This is a genomic window from Streptomyces sp. NPDC107517 (assembly GCF_055582645.1).
On sequence record NZ_JBVJPM010000005.1, the window covers coordinates 168686 to 185095 of the forward strand.

Annotated in this window: 16 protein-coding genes and 1 tRNA gene; 12 read left to right on the plus strand and 5 right to left on the minus strand. The window is 71.7% G+C overall.

Annotation, left to right across the window (positions count from 1 at the left end; genetic code table 11):
- The first annotated feature begins 4 nt into the window (after positions 1-4).
- From ACZ67T_RS14225 to ACZ67T_RS14245, 5 genes are read left to right on the plus strand one after another with little or no spacing between them, the layout of a single operon-like run.
- On the plus strand, positions 5-994 hold the full coding sequence (locus ACZ67T_RS14225) for an ABC transporter permease (RefSeq protein ID WP_469983997.1): 990 nt from the start codon (positions 5-7) through the stop codon (positions 992-994).
- A 7-nt stretch (positions 995-1001) separates the two neighbouring features.
- Positions 1002-1925: an ABC transporter permease gene (locus tag ACZ67T_RS14230; protein ID WP_469983999.1), complete on the plus strand. Its 924-nt coding sequence runs from the start codon at positions 1002-1004 to the stop codon at positions 1923-1925.
- The gene (locus tag ACZ67T_RS14235) at positions 1918-2889 is read left to right on the plus strand and encodes an ABC transporter ATP-binding protein (RefSeq protein ID WP_469984001.1); all 972 of its coding nucleotides are present in this window, start codon (positions 1918-1920) and stop codon (positions 2887-2889) included. Before ACZ67T_RS14230 ends, ACZ67T_RS14235 begins: the two co-directional genes overlap by 8 nt.
- The gene (locus ACZ67T_RS14240; RefSeq protein ID WP_469984003.1) at positions 2886-3869 is read left to right on the plus strand and encodes an ABC transporter ATP-binding protein; all 984 of its coding nucleotides are present in this window, start codon (positions 2886-2888) and stop codon (positions 3867-3869) included. The genes ACZ67T_RS14235 and ACZ67T_RS14240 overlap by 4 nt, the downstream gene beginning before the upstream one ends.
- On the plus strand, positions 3866-5092 hold the full coding sequence (locus tag ACZ67T_RS14245) for an ROK family transcriptional regulator (protein ID WP_469984005.1): 1227 nt from the start codon (positions 3866-3868) through the stop codon (positions 5090-5092). Before ACZ67T_RS14240 ends, ACZ67T_RS14245 begins: the two co-directional genes overlap by 4 nt.
- Before the next feature lies 1 nt (position 5093).
- On the opposite strand, the gene ACZ67T_RS14250 is transcribed toward ACZ67T_RS14245, so the two are convergent.
- Positions 5094-5181, minus strand: a tRNA-Leu gene (locus ACZ67T_RS14250).
- Positions 5182-5369: 188 nt separating this feature from the next.
- Here ACZ67T_RS14250 and ACZ67T_RS14255 point away from each other — a divergent pair.
- From ACZ67T_RS14255 to ACZ67T_RS14265, 3 genes are all read left to right on the plus strand, one after another.
- Positions 5370-6695, plus strand: coding sequence for a M20/M25/M40 family metallo-hydrolase (locus ACZ67T_RS14255; protein ID WP_469984006.1), 1326 nt, complete (start codon positions 5370-5372; stop codon positions 6693-6695).
- Between the two features lie 151 nt (positions 6696-6846).
- Complete coding sequence (chpH, locus tag ACZ67T_RS14260; protein WP_469984007.1) at positions 6847-7080, plus strand: chaplin ChpH; 234 nt, start codon at positions 6847-6849, stop codon at positions 7078-7080.
- A 140-nt stretch (positions 7081-7220) separates the two neighbouring features.
- The gene (locus ACZ67T_RS14265; protein WP_469984008.1) at positions 7221-7943 is read left to right on the plus strand and encodes a chaplin; all 723 of its coding nucleotides are present in this window, start codon (positions 7221-7223) and stop codon (positions 7941-7943) included.
- Between the two features lie 76 nt (positions 7944-8019).
- Here ACZ67T_RS14265 and ACZ67T_RS14270 read toward each other — a convergent pair whose 3' ends face one another.
- On the minus strand, positions 8020-8208 hold the full coding sequence (locus ACZ67T_RS14270; RefSeq protein ID WP_067429589.1) for a DUF5703 family protein: 189 nt from the start codon (positions 8206-8208) through the stop codon (positions 8020-8022).
- A 47-nt stretch (positions 8209-8255) separates the two neighbouring features.
- On the opposite strand from ACZ67T_RS14270, the gene ACZ67T_RS14275 reads away from it, so the two are divergent.
- Entirely contained in the window at positions 8256-8957 is a 702-nt protein-coding gene (locus ACZ67T_RS14275) for a hypothetical protein (RefSeq protein WP_469984009.1), read from the plus strand.
- 98 nt (positions 8958-9055) lie between these two features.
- On the opposite strand, the gene ACZ67T_RS14280 is transcribed toward ACZ67T_RS14275, so the two are convergent.
- Both ACZ67T_RS14280 and ACZ67T_RS14285 read right to left on the minus strand, forming a co-directional pair.
- Positions 9056-11317, minus strand: coding sequence for a helix-hairpin-helix domain-containing protein (locus ACZ67T_RS14280; protein ID WP_469984011.1), 2262 nt, complete (start codon positions 11315-11317; stop codon positions 9056-9058).
- A complete protein-coding gene (locus tag ACZ67T_RS14285; protein WP_469984014.1) occupies positions 11314-12297 on the minus strand; it encodes an aldo/keto reductase in 984 nt (327 codons plus the stop codon). The genes ACZ67T_RS14280 and ACZ67T_RS14285 overlap by 4 nt, the downstream gene beginning before the upstream one ends.
- Before the next feature lie 128 nt (positions 12298-12425).
- Here ACZ67T_RS14285 and ACZ67T_RS14290 point away from each other — a divergent pair, with 128 nt between their 5' ends.
- Together ACZ67T_RS14290 and ACZ67T_RS14295 are read left to right on the plus strand one after the other, a co-directional pair.
- A complete protein-coding gene (locus tag ACZ67T_RS14290) occupies positions 12426-13481 on the plus strand; it encodes an LLM class F420-dependent oxidoreductase (protein ID WP_356289381.1) in 1056 nt (351 codons plus the stop codon).
- Positions 13482-13714: 233 nt separating this feature from the next.
- Positions 13715-14503, plus strand: a complete 789-nt coding sequence (locus ACZ67T_RS14295; protein ID WP_469984017.1) for a ferritin-like domain-containing protein — start codon at positions 13715-13717, stop codon at positions 14501-14503.
- Positions 14504-14523: 20 nt separating this feature from the next.
- On the opposite strand, the gene corA is transcribed toward ACZ67T_RS14295, so the two are convergent.
- On the minus strand, positions 14524-15522 hold the full coding sequence (gene corA, locus ACZ67T_RS14300) for a magnesium/cobalt transporter CorA (RefSeq protein ID WP_469984019.1): 999 nt from the start codon (positions 15520-15522) through the stop codon (positions 14524-14526).
- A 135-nt stretch (positions 15523-15657) separates the two neighbouring features.
- Between corA and ACZ67T_RS14305 the strand changes: the two genes are divergently transcribed.
- Positions 15658-16344 carry a histidine phosphatase family protein gene (locus tag ACZ67T_RS14305; RefSeq protein ID WP_469984020.1) on the plus strand — a complete coding sequence of 229 codons (687 nt, stop codon included), beginning with the start codon at positions 15658-15660 and terminating at the stop codon, positions 16342-16344.
- Positions 16345-16410: the final 66 nt, after the last annotated feature.

A 16410-nucleotide genomic window follows, 5' to 3' on the forward strand; every position in this document is an offset into this window, starting at 1 on the left:
GCCTGTGCGCTTCATCCTGCGCCGCCTGGGGTTCTTCCTCCTCACGCTCTGGGCGGCCCTCACCCTGAACTTCTTCATCCCGCGCTTCATGCCGGGCGACCCGGTCGACGCGCTCACCGTGCGCACCCGCGGCAGGGTCTCCCGGGACGCGCTCGAACAGATGCTGACGTCGTTCGGCTTCAAGCCCGACCAGAACGTGGCGGTTCAGTACTTCGACTATCTGGGCCACATGTTCACCGGCAACTGGGGCCGCTCCATCGGCCAGACGCTGGGCGAGCCGGTCACCAAGCTGATCGGCGGCGCCCTGCCCTGGACCCTCGGCCTCGTCGGCATCACCACGGTCCTCGCCTTCGTGCTCGGCACACTCATCGGCACGGTCTCGGGCTGGCGCCGCGGCGGCGCCCTCGACGCGATCCTCCCGCCGATCTTCGTCATCACGTCGGCGCTGCCGTACTTCTGGGTGGGCCTGCTGCTGATCCTGGTCTTCTCGCAGGGCACCGGCGGCTGGCTCCCCGCCAACTTCAACTACGACACCACGATCGTGCCCGGCTTCTCCCCGGGCTTCGTCGCCAGTGTGCTCTCCCACGCCGTACTCCCGGCGGCGACGCTGCTCATCACCACGATCGGCGGCTGGATCCTCACCATGCGCAACAACATGATCACGACCCTGGCCGAGGACTACGTCCGGATGGCCCGCGCGAAGGGCCTCGGCTCCCGCCGCATCATGTACGGCTACGCGGCCCGCAACGCGATCCTGCCCAACCTGTCCGGCTTCGCCATGTCGCTCGGCTTCGTCATCTCGGGCGCGATCCTCATCGAGTACGTCTTCAACTACCCCGGGATCGGCTACCTCCTCTACAACGCCGTCCAGAACGTCGACTACCCGCTGATGCAGGCCCTGTTCATGCTGTTCACCGTCGCGGTGCTGGTGGCGCTGCTGGCCGTGGACATCGCGACCGTGTGGCTCGATCCACGAGCCAGGGCGAAGGGGTGAGGGCCCGATGACCACCACCGCCATCACCGCCCCACCGCCCGAGAAGGCCTCCGCCCGCACCCGGGCGGGAGGCGGCCTGTGGAGCGCGGTCCGCGGCAACCGCAAGGCCATGGCCGGTGCGGTGATCCTGCTGATCTTCACCGTCGTCGCCGCGTTCCCGGGCCTGTTCACCTCCGTCGACCGTCCCGACGAGGCGAACTTCGCCCCGCGCCTCGACCCGTCCACGGCCCATCTCCTCGGCACGACGGCGCTCGGCCAGGACATCTACTCCCAACTCGTCTACGGCACACGGGAATCACTCGTCATCGCCGTCGTGGCCGGCGCGCTCGCCACCGTCCTGTCCGTGATCGTCGGCGTCTCCGCCGCGTACCTCGGCGGCATCGCCGACGACCTCCTCTCGCTGCTCACGAACGTCGTCCTCGTCATCCCGGCGTTCCCGCTCGTGATCATCCTCGCCAAGTACGCCGGCAAGGGCTCGCTCACCGTGATCCTCGCCGTCCTCGTCCTCACCGGCTGGTCCTACGGCGCCAACCAACTGCGCGCCCAGGCACTGTCGCTGCGCAACCGGGACTTCCTGGAATCGGCCCGGGTGCGCGGCGAGCGACGCTCGTACATCATCGTCTTCGAAGTCCTGCCGACGATGACGTCCCTGATCGTCGCCAACTTCCTCGGCGCCGCCCTCTATTCGGTGCTGAGCGCGGCCGGCCTGCAGTTCCTCGGCCTCGGCGACCCGAACTCGCAGAGCTGGGGCACGATGCTCTACTGGGCCCAGAACCAGCAGGCCCTGCAGACCGGCACCCCCCTGTGGTCCCTCGCGCCCGGCCTCTGCGTCGCCCTGCTCGGCGTCGCGTTCGCCCTCGTCAACTACGCCTTCGACGAGATCGGCAACCCGGCCCTGCGTCCCGTACGAAGGAGGCGCAAAGGTGCCTGAACCCCTGCTGAGTGTCACCGACCTGACCGTCGTCTACGACACCGCGCGCGGCCCCGTCGCAGCCGTCGACCACGTCGGACTCACGGTGGAAAAGGGGCAGTTCACCGCCGTCGTCGGTGAATCCGGCTGCGGCAAGTCCACCTTGATGTTCGCCGTCGCCCAGCTGCTCAACCCGCCCGCCCGCATCGCCGGCGGCACCGTCCGCTTCCGCGGCGAGAACCTCGTCACTCTCGGCGAACGCGAACTCAACGCCCTGCGCTGGCGCGACTACTCCGTCGTGCTGCAGTCCGCCATGAACGCCCTGAACCCGGTGGCCACCCTCGCCGCCCAGTACAAGGACGCCATGGCCGCCCACGGGACCCACACGAACGAGGAGATCCGCGCCCGCTCCGTCGAGGTCCTCGACCTCGTCGGTATCGACCCCGTCCATCTGCACAGCTACCCGCACCAGCTGTCCGGCGGCATGCGCCAGCGCGCCATGATCGCCATGGCCCTGCTGCTCACGCCGGACCTGGTCATCATGGACGAACCGACCTCGGCGCTCGACGTCGTCGCCCAGCGCTCCCTCATGGTCCAGATCAAGGAACTCCAGCAACTCCTCGGCTTCGCCGTTGTGTTCGTCACCCACGACATGTCCCTCGTCAGCCACTTCTCCGACCAGCTCCTTGTCATGTACGCGGGCCAGGTCGTCGAGCAGGGCCCCACCCGCACCGTCTTCGACCACCCCTCCCACCCCTACAGCCGCGGGCTCCTCGAAGCGTTCCCCTCGATCCGAGGCCCCCGCGTCCCCCTGAAGGGCATCCCCGGCAGCCCGCCCGACCTCGCCGCACCGCCCGCGGGCTGCCGCTTCAACCCGCGCTGCCCCCTCGTCCACGAGCAGTGCCACGACACCGAGCCCGCCCTGTACGAAGTCGGCGCGGCCCGCTCCCGCTGCCTGCTGCACCTCACGGAGGCCGTCTCATGAGCCCGCTGCTCGAAACGATCGGCCTCACCCGCCACTTCAAGGTCGGTACCGGCCTCACCCGCCGCGTCCTGCACGCCGTCGACGACGTCGACCTCACCATCGGCGCACGCGAGATCGTCGCCCTCGTCGGCGAGAGCGGCAGCGGCAAGTCCACGCTCGCCCGCCTCGTGGCCCAGGTCCACAAGCCCACCAGCGGCGAAATCCGGTACGAGGGAAAGCCGCTGACCGCCCAGCGCGGCCGCAAGGCGAAGCTCGCCTACCGCGGCGACGTCCCCATGGTCTTCCAGGACCCCTTCGCCTCCCTCAACCCCGCCTACCGCGTCTCCCACGGCATCCTGCGCGGCCTCAAGCTGCACCGCCCCGAACTGAGCGGCGCCGAGCGCCAGGCGGAGGCCGAGCGGGTCGTCGAGGCGGTCGGCCTCACCCCGGCAGCCGAGGTCCTGTCCCGCTTCCCGTACGAACTCTCCGGCGGCCAGCGCCAGCGCATCGGCTTCGCCCAGGCCCTCGCCCACCGCCCCAAGCTGATCCTCGCCGACGAACCCGTCTCCATGCTCGACGTCTCCATCCGCATCGGCCTGCTCAACGTCATGGCCGACCTGCGCGAGACCGAGGGCGTCTCCATCCTCTACATCACCCACGACATCGCCGGCGCCCGCTATCTCTCCGACCGGATCGCCGTCATGTACGGCGGTCATGTCGTCGAGACCGGCCCCACCGAGGACGTCCTGGCCCAGCCCCGACACCCCTACACCCAGCTGCTCCTGTCCGCCGTCCCCGACCCGCGCGCCCCCCTGGACGTCGACGCGGCCGCAGCCAAGAGCGACCCGCCCGTCGTCATCGACCCCACCCCCAGCTGTCGCTTCCGCACCCGCTGCCCGCTCGCCACCGACATCTGCCACCGGGTCACCCCACGCCTCCAGACCGTCGACGAGGGCCACACGGCCGCATGCCACGTCACGGCCCCCGGACCGGCCGCATGACGACACCCCCGTGGAACCGGCAGCGCCTGCGCAGCAACAACGAATGGCTGCTCCTCGAACGTCTGCGCCTGGAAGGCCCCGCCTCCCGCGCCCAACTCGCCCGCGACAGCGGCCTGTCCAAGCCCACGGTCTCCTCCGCCCTCGCGGCCCTGGAACGTGCCGGCCTGGTCCGCGAGGCCGGCACCCACGCCCAGAGCCGGGGACGCGTCGCCGTCCTCTACGAACCCGACCCGCGCGCCGGACACGTCCTCGGCATCGACATCGGCCGCGCCCGCCTGCGCACGGCGGTGGCCGATCTGACGGGCGCGGTCGTCTCCCGTACGGAGGTACGCAACCGCGGCCGCAGCGCGGGAGCGGTCGCCGACGCCGCTGTCACCTGCGCCGAACAGGCCCTCGCGGACGCCGGGCTGAGCCAGGCCGACATCGTGCACACCGCCGTGGGCACCCCCGGAGTCTTCGACCGCCACACCGGCCGGGTCAGCTACGCCGTCAACCTGCCCGGCTGGGGCCGCCCCGGCCTCGTCGAGCGCATGCGCGACCGCCTCGGCACCCCGCTCTCCGTCCACAACGACGCCAACCTCGCCGCGCTCGGCGAATACACCTTCGGCGCGGGCGCCGACAGCCACCTCTTCGTCTACGTCCTGATCGGCACCGGCCTCGGCATGGGCGTCGTCGCCGACGGCGAACTCTTCCTCGGCGCACACGGCGCCGCGGGCGAGATCGGCTTCCTGCCGCTGGACGGCGTACCGGCGTCGGGGGCGGCACCCCGGCGCGGGATGCTGGAGGACGCGGTCTCCGCCGACGCCGTCGTGCGCGCCGCCCGCGCCCTGGGCATGACCGGCCCGCTCACCGCCAAGCGCGTCTTCGACGCGGCCCGCACAGGCGACACCGCCGCGCTCGCCGCCGTACGCCAGGAAGGCGAGCGCCTCGCCCTCGCCGTCGCTTCCGTGACCGCCGTCCTCGACCCCGATCTGGTGGTCCTCGGCGGCGGCGTCGGCCGGGGCGCGGACCTTCTGCTCGCCACGGTCGGCGGGACCCTGCACCGCCTCACCCCGCTGCGCCCCCGCGTCGAAGCCAGCAGGACAGGAGCGGACGCGGTGCTTCTCGGAGCGATCACCACGGCCCTGCGCGCGGCCCGCCCGCTGCTCTTCGACCGCCTGACGGGGAGAGGGGCCGCGAGAGTTCCCCAAACGCAAAAGACCCCAGGTGAACTGGGGTCTTAGCTGGTGTCCGAGGGGGGACTTGAACCCCCACGCCCGATAAAGGGCACTAGCACCTCAAGCTAGCGCGTCTGCCATTCCGCCACCCGGACAAGGTGTCTGTCTTCGCGGGGTGTTCCCCGCGGCGACAGAGAGAACATTACCAGGCCCGAAGGGGTGCCAGATCCCGCCACCCCTCCGCTGTGAACGGCGGATGACGACCCCCGCCCGCCCTTGGGCCGCGGCGCCCGGAGAGAGAGGATGAGGGGGACCACCAGCAACGACAGTGGGAGGAACAGGCGTGAGCGAGTCGAGCACGGGCAGGACGGTCTCGGGCGAGGACGAGGTCGTCGACCTCTGTCGTGAGCTGATCCAGATCGACACCAGCAACTACGGCGACCACTCGGGCCCCGGCGAGCGCAAGGCCGCCGAGTACGTGGCGGAGAAGCTCGCCGAGGTGGGCCTCGAGCCCCAGATCTTCGAGTCGCACCCGGGCCGGGCCTCGACGGTCGCCCGCATCCAGGGCGAGGACCCCTCGCGGCCCGCGCTCCTGATCCACGGCCACACCGACGTCGTACCGGCCAACGCGGCGGACTGGACCCACCACCCGTTCTCCGGCGAGATCGCCGACGGGTGCGTCTGGGGCCGCGGCGCCGTCGACATGAAGGACATGGACGCGATGACCCTCGCGGTCGTCCGTGACCGGCTGCGCAGCGGCCGCAAGCCCCCGCGCGACATCGTCCTGGCCTTCCTCGCCGACGAGGAGGCGGGCGGCACGTACGGCGCGCGGCACCTCGTCGACAAGCACCCGGACCTCTTCGAGGGGTGCACGGAGGCGATCAGCGAGGTCGGCGGGTTCTCCTTCACCGTCAACGAGAAGCTGCGGCTCTACCTCGTCGAGACGGCCCAGAAGGGCATGCACTGGATGAAGCTGACCGTGGACGGCACGGCCGGCCACGGTTCGATGATCCACAGGGACAACGCGATCACCGAGCTGTCCGAGGCCGTCGGTCGCCTGGGGCGCCACAAGTTCCCGGTGCGCGTCACCAAGACGCTGCGGCACTTCCTCGACGAGCTCGGCGACGCGCTCGGCACCGAGCTCGACCCGGAGAACATGGACGAGACGCTCGCCAAGCTCGGCGGCATCGCCAAGCTGATCGGCGCCTCGCTGCAGAACACCGCCAACCCGACCCAGCTCGGCGCCGGCTACAAGGTGAACGTGATCCCCGGGCAGGCCACCGCGCACGTCGACGGCCGCTATCTGCCGGGCTACGAGGAGGAGTTCCTCGCCGACCTCGACCGCATCCTCGGCCCGAACGTCCGGCGCGAGGACGTGCACGCGGACAAGGCCCTGGAGACCACCTTCGACGGCGCGCTCGTCGACGCCATGCAGACGGCGCTCCAGGCCGAGGACCCGATCGCCCGCGCGGTGCCGTACATGCTCTCTGCCGGCACCGACGCCAAGTCCTTCGACGACCTCGGCATCCGCGGGTTCGGCTTCGCTCCGCTGAAGCTGCCGCCGGAGCTGGACTTCGCGGGCATGTTCCACGGCGTTGACGAGCGGGTGCCGGTCGACGGGCTCAAGTTCGGTGTGCGTGTGCTCGACCGGTTCATCGACGCGTCCTGACCCGACGGGCCCGCGCCGCCGGATATTCGGCCGCCCGTACGACCGGACTGAGAAGGGTGAAAGGAAACATAGGCTCGTAGCCTCATCAGTCCCTCCTCGTTACAGGGGGTGCAGTCCGCGGCTGGGACTGCATTGCCAACAAGGAGGAATAATGATCAAGAAGGTCGTCGCTGCTGCGGCTGCCACGGGTGGTCTCGTGCTCGCTGGTGCGGGCATCGCCGCTGCCGACGCCGGGGCTCAGGGTGCCGCCGTGAAGTCTCCCGGTGTCGTCTCGGGCAACGTCATCCAGGTTCCGGTCCACGTCCCGGTGAACGCCTGTGGCAACACGGTGTCCGTGATCGGGCTGCTGAACCCCGCCTTCGGCAACGCCTGCGTCAACAAGTGACGTCGTTGTGCATCGCCCCTTGAGGGCCTGAGTCCATCGGCCTCGGAGTGCGCGCCATGCGCTCCGGGGCCGCTTGGGCATTCCGCGCACGCGTATGGATGCCCGTGCGCATTCCGCAAGGCATAAGGCAGGTTAAAGCTATGCGACAGGTCACGCGTAAAGGCCTGATCACCGTGGCGGCCGCGACCGGCGTTCTCGCCGTGTCCGGTGGCTACGCACACGCAGACTCCGGTGCCGAGGGGGGCTCGTCGGGATCGCCCGGCCTCCTTTCCGGCAACACGATCCAGCTCCCCGTGGACATCCCGGTCAACGCGTGCGGCAACACAGTGAACGTCGTCGGGTTGCTCAACCCCGCGTCGGGCAACGACTGCGCCAACACGTCGAAGCCGCGAGGGGGCGGCCACCCCGGTGGAAGCCACCACCACGGCGGCGGCGCCACGGCCGAGGGGGGCACGAGCGATTCGCCCGGTGTCGGCTCCGGCAACCATGTGCAGGTCCCGGTCCACGTGCCGGTCAACGCCTGCGGCAACAGCGTCTCGGTCATCGGGCTGCTCAACCCCGCGGGGGGCAACGACTGCGCGAACTCGCCGGGAGGCGACGAGCCGACGACCCCGACGACCCCGCCGACCAAGCCGCCGACGAAGAACGTGCCGGGCACGCCCCACCACCCCGTCACGCCGTCGAAGCCGAGCCACCCCGTCACCCCGAACCACCCGGGGACGCAGACCGTCACCCAGCCCAAGGGTTCGGACCAGCTCGCCGAGACCGGCAGCTCGATGCCGCTGGGCACGGTCCTGCCGGCCGGTGCGGGCGCCCTGCTCGCGGGCGCGCTCCTCTACCGGCGGGCGCGGGCAGGCGCGTGACCGCCGTGTGACACGGCGTGACTGAGCGGGTGCGGAACGGAGCGGGCCCAGCAGCGGCGGGGTCCGCTCCGCTCACTCACCACGTGGCGCGCAGCTGGCGGATGATCCGCCGGCGCAACCGCACTCTGCGGCTGCCGTCGCGCAACAGGCTCAGGCGGTCCAACTCCCAGTGTCCGTACTCGGCATGGTCGGTCAGCAGGCGTGTGGCGTCCTTGCGGGAGACCCCGCGCGGGACGTACACGTCGACAAATTCGTATTCCGGCATCGCATCTATTGTGCGGGCACGGGCCGTGTACGGATAGCGTCTGCACTATGTCTGATGCTGCGCAGCCCACCGCTGCCGAGGTACGCGCCGCCGCCGAGGCGGTCAAGGCTGCGCTCGACCGCCACCTGGCGGCTGTCGAGCGCAGGTCGGGTGAGGACGATCCGGCCGTCTACGAAGCGTTCAACGAACTGGCCGCCGCGGCCGAGGAGTACGACGAACTCCTCTACGACCGCTACGACGAGGTCACCCCCTTCGAGATTCCCGGTACGGAGGACTCGCTGCCCCCGTACACCGGCCCCGAGGAACCGAACGCCCTGAGCGTGCTCATCCGCCGCGACTACGCCGTCGTGGAGCCGCAGCGGCTGCTCGCGCAGGCCCAGCGGGTCGCCGACGTGGAGGCCGACTCGGACCTCGTCGACGGGGCCGCGGCGGCCGTCGGGTCCATCGGGAACAGCGTGCACGCTGCTCTCGGCGTTCTCTTCGGGGAGTTCGAACCCGACGAAATCGCCTCCCGGCACAAGGAGTTCGGCCTGGAGGAGGGCGACTCCACACTGTGGGTGACGGCCTCGGACGAACCGGCTGAGCCGGGGGAGTGGCTGGACGCGCCGTTCGACCAGGCCGATCCGCAGCGGGTCGTCTGCCGCTTCGACGTGAGCTCCGTCTTCGACGACGAGCTGGACGGCGACCTCGCGGACGACGGGCCCGGCTCGGTCGCGGGCGCGACGGAGGACGAGCTGGAACCGACCTGACGCGGTCCGCACCCGCGGGCCGGTGACGGTGTGAGCGAGTGAGCGGGAGGGGTGGGCGGACTTCGGTCCGCCCACCCCTCCCGCTTGCCGTTGTGCGCCTACTGCGCCGTAGGGACCTGCGCGCGCAGCAGGGTCTGCAGACGCGTCGTACGCGGCTTGGCCGGGACCTCGGCCACGGCGCGCGGCAGGGCCGCGTCAGCGCCGTGCACCACCGAGAGGTGCCGTTCACCGCGGCCGAACGCCGTGTACACCCACGGGCGGCTCAGGGCCTGCGCCGCGTCGCCCGGCAGTACGACCACCGCCGCGGGCCACCGCAGCCCCACCGCCTGGTGCGCGGTCAGCGCCCACCCGTGCCGCACGGTCCGCTCCACCGCGTCCTGCGGTACGACGACCGGGGTCCCCGCGCAGTCCAGGTGCAGGCCCTCGGCGTCGGCCCGCACGACCCGGCCGGGCACGGTGCGTCCGGGCGTCGGTACGTACGCGACCCGGTCGTCCGGGTCGAAGCCGGCGAAGCGGCCGGGGCCGGGGTTGAGGCGCTCCTTGAGGGCCGCGTTCAGCGCGCGCGTCCCGGCGGCGCCCCCGTGGCCCGGGGTGATCACCTGGGTCTGTTCGGACGGCACACCGATCGCGCGCGGCACCGAGTCGGCGACCAGCTGTACGGCACGGTGGATCGCCTCGGCGGCGTCGCGCACCGGCACGATCACCACCTCCTTGCCGGGGGCCTCCACCTGGTTCAGCTCGCCCACGCCGATGCCGGAGACCAGCTCGCCGACCGGGCCGGGGTCCGGGGTGCGGGAGGCGATCTGAGGGCACACGCGGGCCGCGAGGAGGTCCGCGAAGACCCGGCCGGGGCCCGCGGACCACAGGACGGACGGGTCGCCGCTGAGGACGAGCCGCGCGCCGTCCGGGAGCGACTCGGCGAGCATCGCGGCCGTCTCCACGTCCAGCTGTGGCGCGTCCAGGACGACCAGGAGGTCCACCGCGAGCGCGCCGTCCCGGTCCCGGCCCGGGCCCTCTGCGCCGGACAGCAGTCCGGACACGGTGACCGCCGTGCCCTGCGGGGCGCCGGGGCCGAAGTGCTCGGCGAGGCGGCGCCGCCCGTCGGCGGTGTGCGCCGCGGCGCACACGCGCAGCCCGAGGCGGGCCGCGGCCTGGACGAGTGCGGCGGGTTCGGCGCGGGCCGCCTCGGCGCCCGTGTGCAGGACGAGGCCGTGTCCGGCGGCCGCCCTGATCAGCTCGGCGGTGGAACCGGACGCGGCCGCCGCGGCAGGCTCCCAGTCCGCGAGGGACTGTGAACTGTCTTCCTTGGAGAGGGAGTTGACCAGCCGGGCGAGCCCGTCGGCGAGGCTCTCCTCGGCCAGCGCGTAGCGCTCGAGGCCGACGAGCACCCGGACCGGCCGCTCGGCTTCCGCACCGTCCTCCGAGCCGTCCTCGGCCTCGTCCTCCGCGGCGGTCTTCGGGGCGCTCGCCGGACCCCCGGGCGGCTCTTCCAGCGCGTCCTGGAAGACGAGCACGTCGCCCTCCGCGATGGCGCTCTGCACCGCCTCGTCCGGATCGGGCACGGCGCGCTTGCCCAGCGCCTGAGCGAGCAGCGGCGCGTCCAGGGCGGTGTGTCCCGCTACCGCGGCCTGTTCCAGCAGCCATACGGTCACGGCACGGCCCCTGCGCTCGTCGTCGGGGCCGCACTCGGCGCCGAGCAGCGCGCGGGCGAAGCCGTCCGCCTGCTCGGGGCGCACACCCGGGATCCGCAGCAGCTGCCAGGGGTCGTCCCGGAGCGCGCCGTCCGCGCCCTCGCCGAGCGTCGCGGCGGCGGGAGCGGCGAGCGAGACGGGGGCGCCGCCCTCGGCCAGGACGGCCCGCACGGCGTCGACGGCCTCCGTGGCCGGTTCGGCAGGCCCCGCGGGCGCGGCGGCCGGCGCACGGCGGACGGGCTCGGCGACGACCTTGCGGGGAGCCGGCGCCGGCTCGCTGAACACGGTGGCGGGCCGCTCGCCGCTCTCGACGGCCCGGACCGCGGCGAGGAGATCGGCGGCAGTTCCGCTCAGCTTCCCTCCGGCCGCGATGGGCCCTTCCTTGGCCGCCTTCCGCTGGGCGATCCGCTCCTGCAACTCACGCTGCGCGGCGATCTCGGCAGCGGCCTCGGACACGCCTTCACCCTCGGCGGCGGTCTCCGCGGCGGGGGCACCGGCGTCGGATCCCGCATCGCCTCCGTCGTCCGTCTCAGCCGCATCAGGGGCGCCGGCCCCTTCCTCGGGGCCGGTTTCCTCGGGGCCGGTGGCCTCCGCGCCCTGCCCGGCGCGGGGCGCGTCGGTGTCGGCCGGGCCCGGGTGGCCCTCCGCGGCAGCGGGCTCCGTACTCACAGCGTGCTCCAGTCCTGATCGGGATATCGGTGCACGGGCGCCGACACATCGTCGAGCGCCTGGCAGATCTCGTCAGGAAGACTAAGGGCCTCCACTGACAATGCCGCCGTGAGCTGCTGCGCGTTGCGCGCGCCGATGATGGGGGCGGCCACGCCCGGCCGGTCGCGGACCCATGCGAGAGCGACCTGGAGCGGCGTCACCGCGAGGCCGTCCGCCGCCGTGGTGACCGCGTCGACGATGCGGGTCGCTGCGTCGTCGAGGTACGGCGCGACGAAGGGCGCCATGTGGTCGGACGCGCCCGGAGGTTCGGCCGGCGTGGCCTTGCGGTACTTGCCCGTGAGCACCCCGCGGCCCAGCGGTGACGACGGGAGCAGGCCGATGCCGAGGTCGAGCGCGGCCGGCAGCACTTCCCGTTCGACCCCGCGCTGGAGCAGCGAGTACTCCATCTGCGTACTGGCGAGCCGGGTGCGTATACCCGGTGCGGCGAGCTGCCAGGTGCCGGCCTTGGCCAGCTGCCAGCCGCAGAAGTTGGACACGCCCGCGTACCGGGCGCGGCCGCTGCTCACGGCGATGTCGAGTGCCTGGAGCGTCTCGTCGAGCGGGGTGGCCGTATCGAATGCGTGGACCTGCCACAGGTCGACGTAGTCCGTGCCGAGGCGGGCGAGGGACGCGTCGAGGGCGGCGAGGAGATGGCCGCGAGAGCCGTCGAAGCGGCGGTCCGGGTCGGGCACGCTGCCCGCCTTCGTCGAGATGACCAGATCGCGCCGCGGCACGAGACCCCCGACGAGCTGCCCGAGGAGATACTCGGCCTCCCCGCCCCCATAGACATCGGCCGTGTCGACGAGCGTGCCGCCCGCTTCCCAGAAGGTCTTCAACAGGTCCGCGGCGTCGTGCTCGTCGGTGTCGCGGCCCCAGGTGAGGGTGCCGAGCCCGATCCGGGACACGCGCAGGCCGGTGCGGCCGAGATGCCTCTGCTCCATGGGCGCTGAGATTACTGGCCGGAAGTCGGTTATTGGGGGCCTGTGGACAACCGGCCTGCGCCGACCGCCGAACCGTCGCGCTAGGGTGCCCGGACAAAGGACGTTACTGAGCAGTAAGGGGATCGGCCATGGAGCTCGGCATCAACCTCGGCTACTGGGGCGCCGGAATGGACGCGGACAACCTGGCTGTCGCGCGGGAGGCCGACAAGCTCGGCTATGCAGTCTGCTGGGCCGCGGAGGCCTACGGCTCGGACGCGCCCACGGTGCTCTCCTACGTCGCCGCGCAGACGGAGCGCATCGACATCGGCTCCGCGATCATGCAGATCCCCGCCCGCCAGCCCGCGATGACCGCGATGACGGCCGCGACCCTCGACTCCCTGTCCGGCGGCCGCTTCCGCCTCGGCCTCGGCGTCTCGGGTCCGCAGGTCTCCGAGGGCTGGTACGGCGTGAAGTTCGACAAGCCGCTCGCCCGCACCCGCGAGTACGTCGACATCGTGCGCCGCGCGATGAGCCGCGAGCGGCTGTCGTACGAGGGCGAGCACTGGACGCTGCCGCTGCCGGGCGGCCCGGGCAAGCCGCTCAAGCTGACCGTGCACCCCGAGCGCGAGCACATCCCGCTCTACATCGCGGCGATCGGCCCGAAGAACCTGGAGCAGACCGGCGAGATCGCCGACGGCGCCCTGCTGATCTTCCCGGCCGCCGAGCACCTGGAGGAGACCGCCCTGACGCACCTGCGGGCGGGGCGCGAGAAGGCCGGCAAGACGCTGGAGGGCTTCGACGTCGTCCCGACGCTGCCCCTCGCGCTCGGCGCCGACAAGGACGTGCCCGCGCTCGCCGACATGTTCCGGCCGTACACCGCTCTGTACGTCGGCGGCATGGGCAGCCGGAAGCAGAACTTCTACAACCAGCTCGCCCAGCGCATGGGCTACGAGAAGGAAGCCGCCGAGATCCAGGACAAGTACCTGGGCGGCGACAAGGAGGGTGCGGGGGCCGCGGTGCCGCACCAGCTGATCGACTCGACGACGCTGCTCGGCTCCGTGGAGCGGATCGCCGAGCGGATGCAGGCCTACGCGGCGGCCGGGGTGACGACGCTGACGCTGGCACCCGCCGGCTTCACGCTCGACGAGCGGATCGCGGCCCTGCGGGCCGGCACCGAGGCCCTGGAGCGGGCCGGACTGGCGTAACGCGGGGGAGGAAAGTTCTGCGGCCGTGGTGGGGGCTCGGGGGTCTTCCCCGCCACGGCCGTCACGGGTAACAACGCCTCACCGGGCACCTGGTTACGCCCGAGGACCCCCTCCCGGGGTCCTTCCTTCGGCCGAGTGGCCCCATGCAGCTGTTGCCCGGTCCGGCATGCCGTATTTGACTCGTTCCGGCGGAACCATGCACGGAACGCGCGGCGCGCACGGAGGTGCCAGAGATGCTGTCGGCCAAGAGCCTGTTCCAGGAGATCCTCGACGACGACGAGTCCTTCCGGCTCTTCTGCTCTATCGCGGCGAGCGGGGAGTCCCAGGGAGGCTGGGAGAACGGCCGTATCGCCGCGCTCGTTCCCCTCAGCGAACGGGACCTCGCGCCGAAGGTGGCGCGGCACGGTGCCGACGAGGACAAGCACGGGCGGATCTTCGACGCGCTGATGAGGAAGCGCGGCCTGCAACCCGTGGACGTACCGCCGGAGACCGACTACACGATGCTCCTGGAGAGGCACGGCATCGGCCTCGCCCACCAGCAGCTCAAGGCCGACGAACCGCTCACCGTGCGCGACGTCGTCACCTATCTCGCCCACAGCCGGGTCACCGAGCAGCGGGCCTCCGAGCAGATGGACCTGCTGCGCAAGCACTTCGGGGACGACCCCGACATCGGCCGCGCGGTCAGGATGATCTCGGCCGACGAGGACAACCACCTCGCGTACTGCCACGAGGAGCTGCTGCGCTTCGCCTACGCGGGCCACGGCCGCGACATCCAGCGCATCCTGCGCGAGTGCGCCCTGGAGGAGATCCGCGTCTACCGCGACGTCAGCCTCGCCGTGATGGATCACATGGGGCACATCCTGCGCTGGCCGAAGCCCAAGGCGGCCCTGCTCGCGGCGGGTATCCACGCCATGTACGCGTACGAGCGCCTGATCGGCTGGCGGCGGATGGTGTCCCTGGAGATGCCGGAGCGGCGCAACGCGCTGGGCGGACCCCCGACGAGCGCGGTCGAGTTCGCGTAGGTGCCCGCGGGACGTGCGCGCTACAGCCAGCCGCGCCGCTTGAACGTCCGGAACAGCAGCAGCTCCAGGGCGAGCATCAGGAGGATCACCAGCGGATACGACCACGTCCAGTGGAGCTCCGGCATGTGGTCGAAGTTCATGCCGTAGACACCCGCGATCAGCGTCGGGACCGCGACCATGGCGGCGTACGCCGAGATCTTGCGCATGTCGTCGTTCTGCCGCACGCCCATCTGCGCAAGATGCGCCGCCAGGATGTCCGAGACGAGCCGGTCGAGGGCGTCCACCGACTCGTTGACGCGCAGGAGGTGGTCGCTGACGTCGCGGAAGAACGGCCGCGCCGAGTCGTTCACGAAGGGCACCGACCCCACGTACTGGCCGGTTCCGGAGAGCCGTGCGAGCGGGAGCAACAGCGGGCCCGTGGCCCTGCGGAACTCCAGGATCTGACGCTTGAACGTGTAGATCCTGGACGCCGTGTTGCGCGAGCCGCCCCCCTCCGGCGAGAACACCTCCGCCTCCAGCTCCTCCATGTCGGTCTGGAGCTCGGTCGCGACCTCCAGGTAGTGGTCGACCGTCGCGTCGGCGATCGAGTACAGGACCGCGGTGGGGCCGTGCCGCAGCACGTCGGGATCGCCTTCGAGCCGCTTGCGTACGGCCTTCAGGGGCGCGCCCTCTCCGTGCCGGACGGTGACCACGAAGGAGTCGCCCATGAAGAGCATGACCTCCCCGGAGGAGACCTTGTCGCTGTCCGGCTCGTACACGACCGGCTTGAGCACCACGAACACCGAGTCGTCGTACACCTCCAGCTTCGGCCGCTGATGCGCATTGAGCGCGTCCTCGACGGCCAGCGGATGCAGCCCGAACGCCTCGCTGACCCGCGCGAACTCGTCCTCCGCCGGCTCGTGCAGGCCGATCCAGACGAAGGAGCGGCCCGCGGCCCTGGCCTCGGCGAGCGCGTGGGAGAAGTCCGCGGGCCCCTCGGTCCTGCGCCCGTCGCGATAGATGCCGCAGTCGACGATCACGCTTCGTATTCTTCCCAGGGGGAGGCGGGGCCGCATGTCGCGAGGCGGGGGTACCGGAAAGTTCCCCGTCGAGCAAGGAGTGCCGGTCCCCGGGACGCCGCGGGAAACGTTCGGACACCGCCTAGGCTGGCCCGCATGCCCACGCTGATTCTCGTCCGGCACGGACGCTCCACCGCCAACACCGCGGGCCTGCTCGCCGGGTGGACCCCCGGTGTGTCCCTCGACGAGCGCGGCGCCGCGCAGGCCGCCGCGCTCCCGGGGCGGCTGGCCGCGGTACCCCTCGCCGAGGTCGTCACCAGCCCCCTCCAGCGCTGTCAGGAGACCCTGGCCCCGCTCCTCGCCGCCCGCCCGGAACTCACCCCGCACACCGAGGACCGCATCGGCGAGTGCGACTACGGCGACTGGTCGGGCCGCAAGCTCGCCGAGCTCGTCGACGACCCGCTGATGGAGGTCGTGCAGCAGCACCCGTCGGCCGCCGCGTTTCCCGGCGGCGAGTCCATGCGGGCCATGCAGCACCGGGCCGCGGAGGCCGTACGCGAGTGGAACGCGCGCGTGGAGCGCGACCACGGCCCCGACGCCACCTATCTGATGTGCTCGCACGGCGACATCATCAAGTCGCTCGTCGCGGACGCCATAGGGCTTCATCTGGACCTCTTCCAGCGCATCTCCGTGGAGCCCTGCTCCATCACCGCGATCCGTTACACCCGGCTCCGCCCCTATCTCGTACGCCTCGGCGACACCGGCGACTTCGCGTCGCTCGCCCGGCGCGAGAAGCCGGCCGAGGGGGACGCACCGGTCGGGGGCGGTGCGGGCGCCCCGTGATCGTCCGCCGCAGTAGGGTGAAGCCGTCGCAGTAACTGCAGTTGTTGCCGCGCCCGATCAAGCGGT

Excerpts from the sequence above, each read along its gene's own strand:
- ACZ67T_RS14275 (WP_469984009.1), top strand. The coding sequence starts at position 8,256 with ATGTCTGATGCTGCGCAGCCCACCGCTGCCGAGGTACGCGCCGCCGCC.
- ACZ67T_RS14295 (WP_469984017.1), top strand. The coding sequence starts at position 13,715 with ATGCTGTCGGCCAAGAGCCTGTTCCAGGAGATCCTCGACGACGACGAG.
- ACZ67T_RS14230 (WP_469983999.1), top strand. The coding sequence starts at position 1,002 with ATGACCACCACCGCCATCACCGCCCCACCGCCCGAGAAGGCCTCCGCC.
- ACZ67T_RS14245 (WP_469984005.1), top strand. The coding sequence starts at position 3,866 with ATGACGACACCCCCGTGGAACCGGCAGCGCCTGCGCAGCAACAACGAA.
- ACZ67T_RS14290 (WP_356289381.1), top strand. The coding sequence starts at position 12,426 with ATGGAGCTCGGCATCAACCTCGGCTACTGGGGCGCCGGAATGGACGCG.
- ACZ67T_RS14240 (WP_469984003.1), top strand. The coding sequence starts at position 2,886 with ATGAGCCCGCTGCTCGAAACGATCGGCCTCACCCGCCACTTCAAGGTC.
- ACZ67T_RS14270 (WP_067429589.1), bottom strand. The coding sequence starts at position 8,208 with ATGCCGGAATACGAATTTGTCGACGTGTACGTCCCGCGCGGGGTCTCC.
- chpH (WP_469984007.1), top strand. The coding sequence starts at position 6,847 with ATGATCAAGAAGGTCGTCGCTGCTGCGGCTGCCACGGGTGGTCTCGTG.
- ACZ67T_RS14305 (WP_469984020.1), top strand. The coding sequence starts at position 15,658 with ATGCCCACGCTGATTCTCGTCCGGCACGGACGCTCCACCGCCAACACC.
- ACZ67T_RS14285 (WP_469984014.1), bottom strand. The coding sequence starts at position 12,297 with ATGGAGCAGAGGCATCTCGGCCGCACCGGCCTGCGCGTGTCCCGGATC.
- ACZ67T_RS14265 (WP_469984008.1), top strand. The coding sequence starts at position 7,221 with ATGCGACAGGTCACGCGTAAAGGCCTGATCACCGTGGCGGCCGCGACC.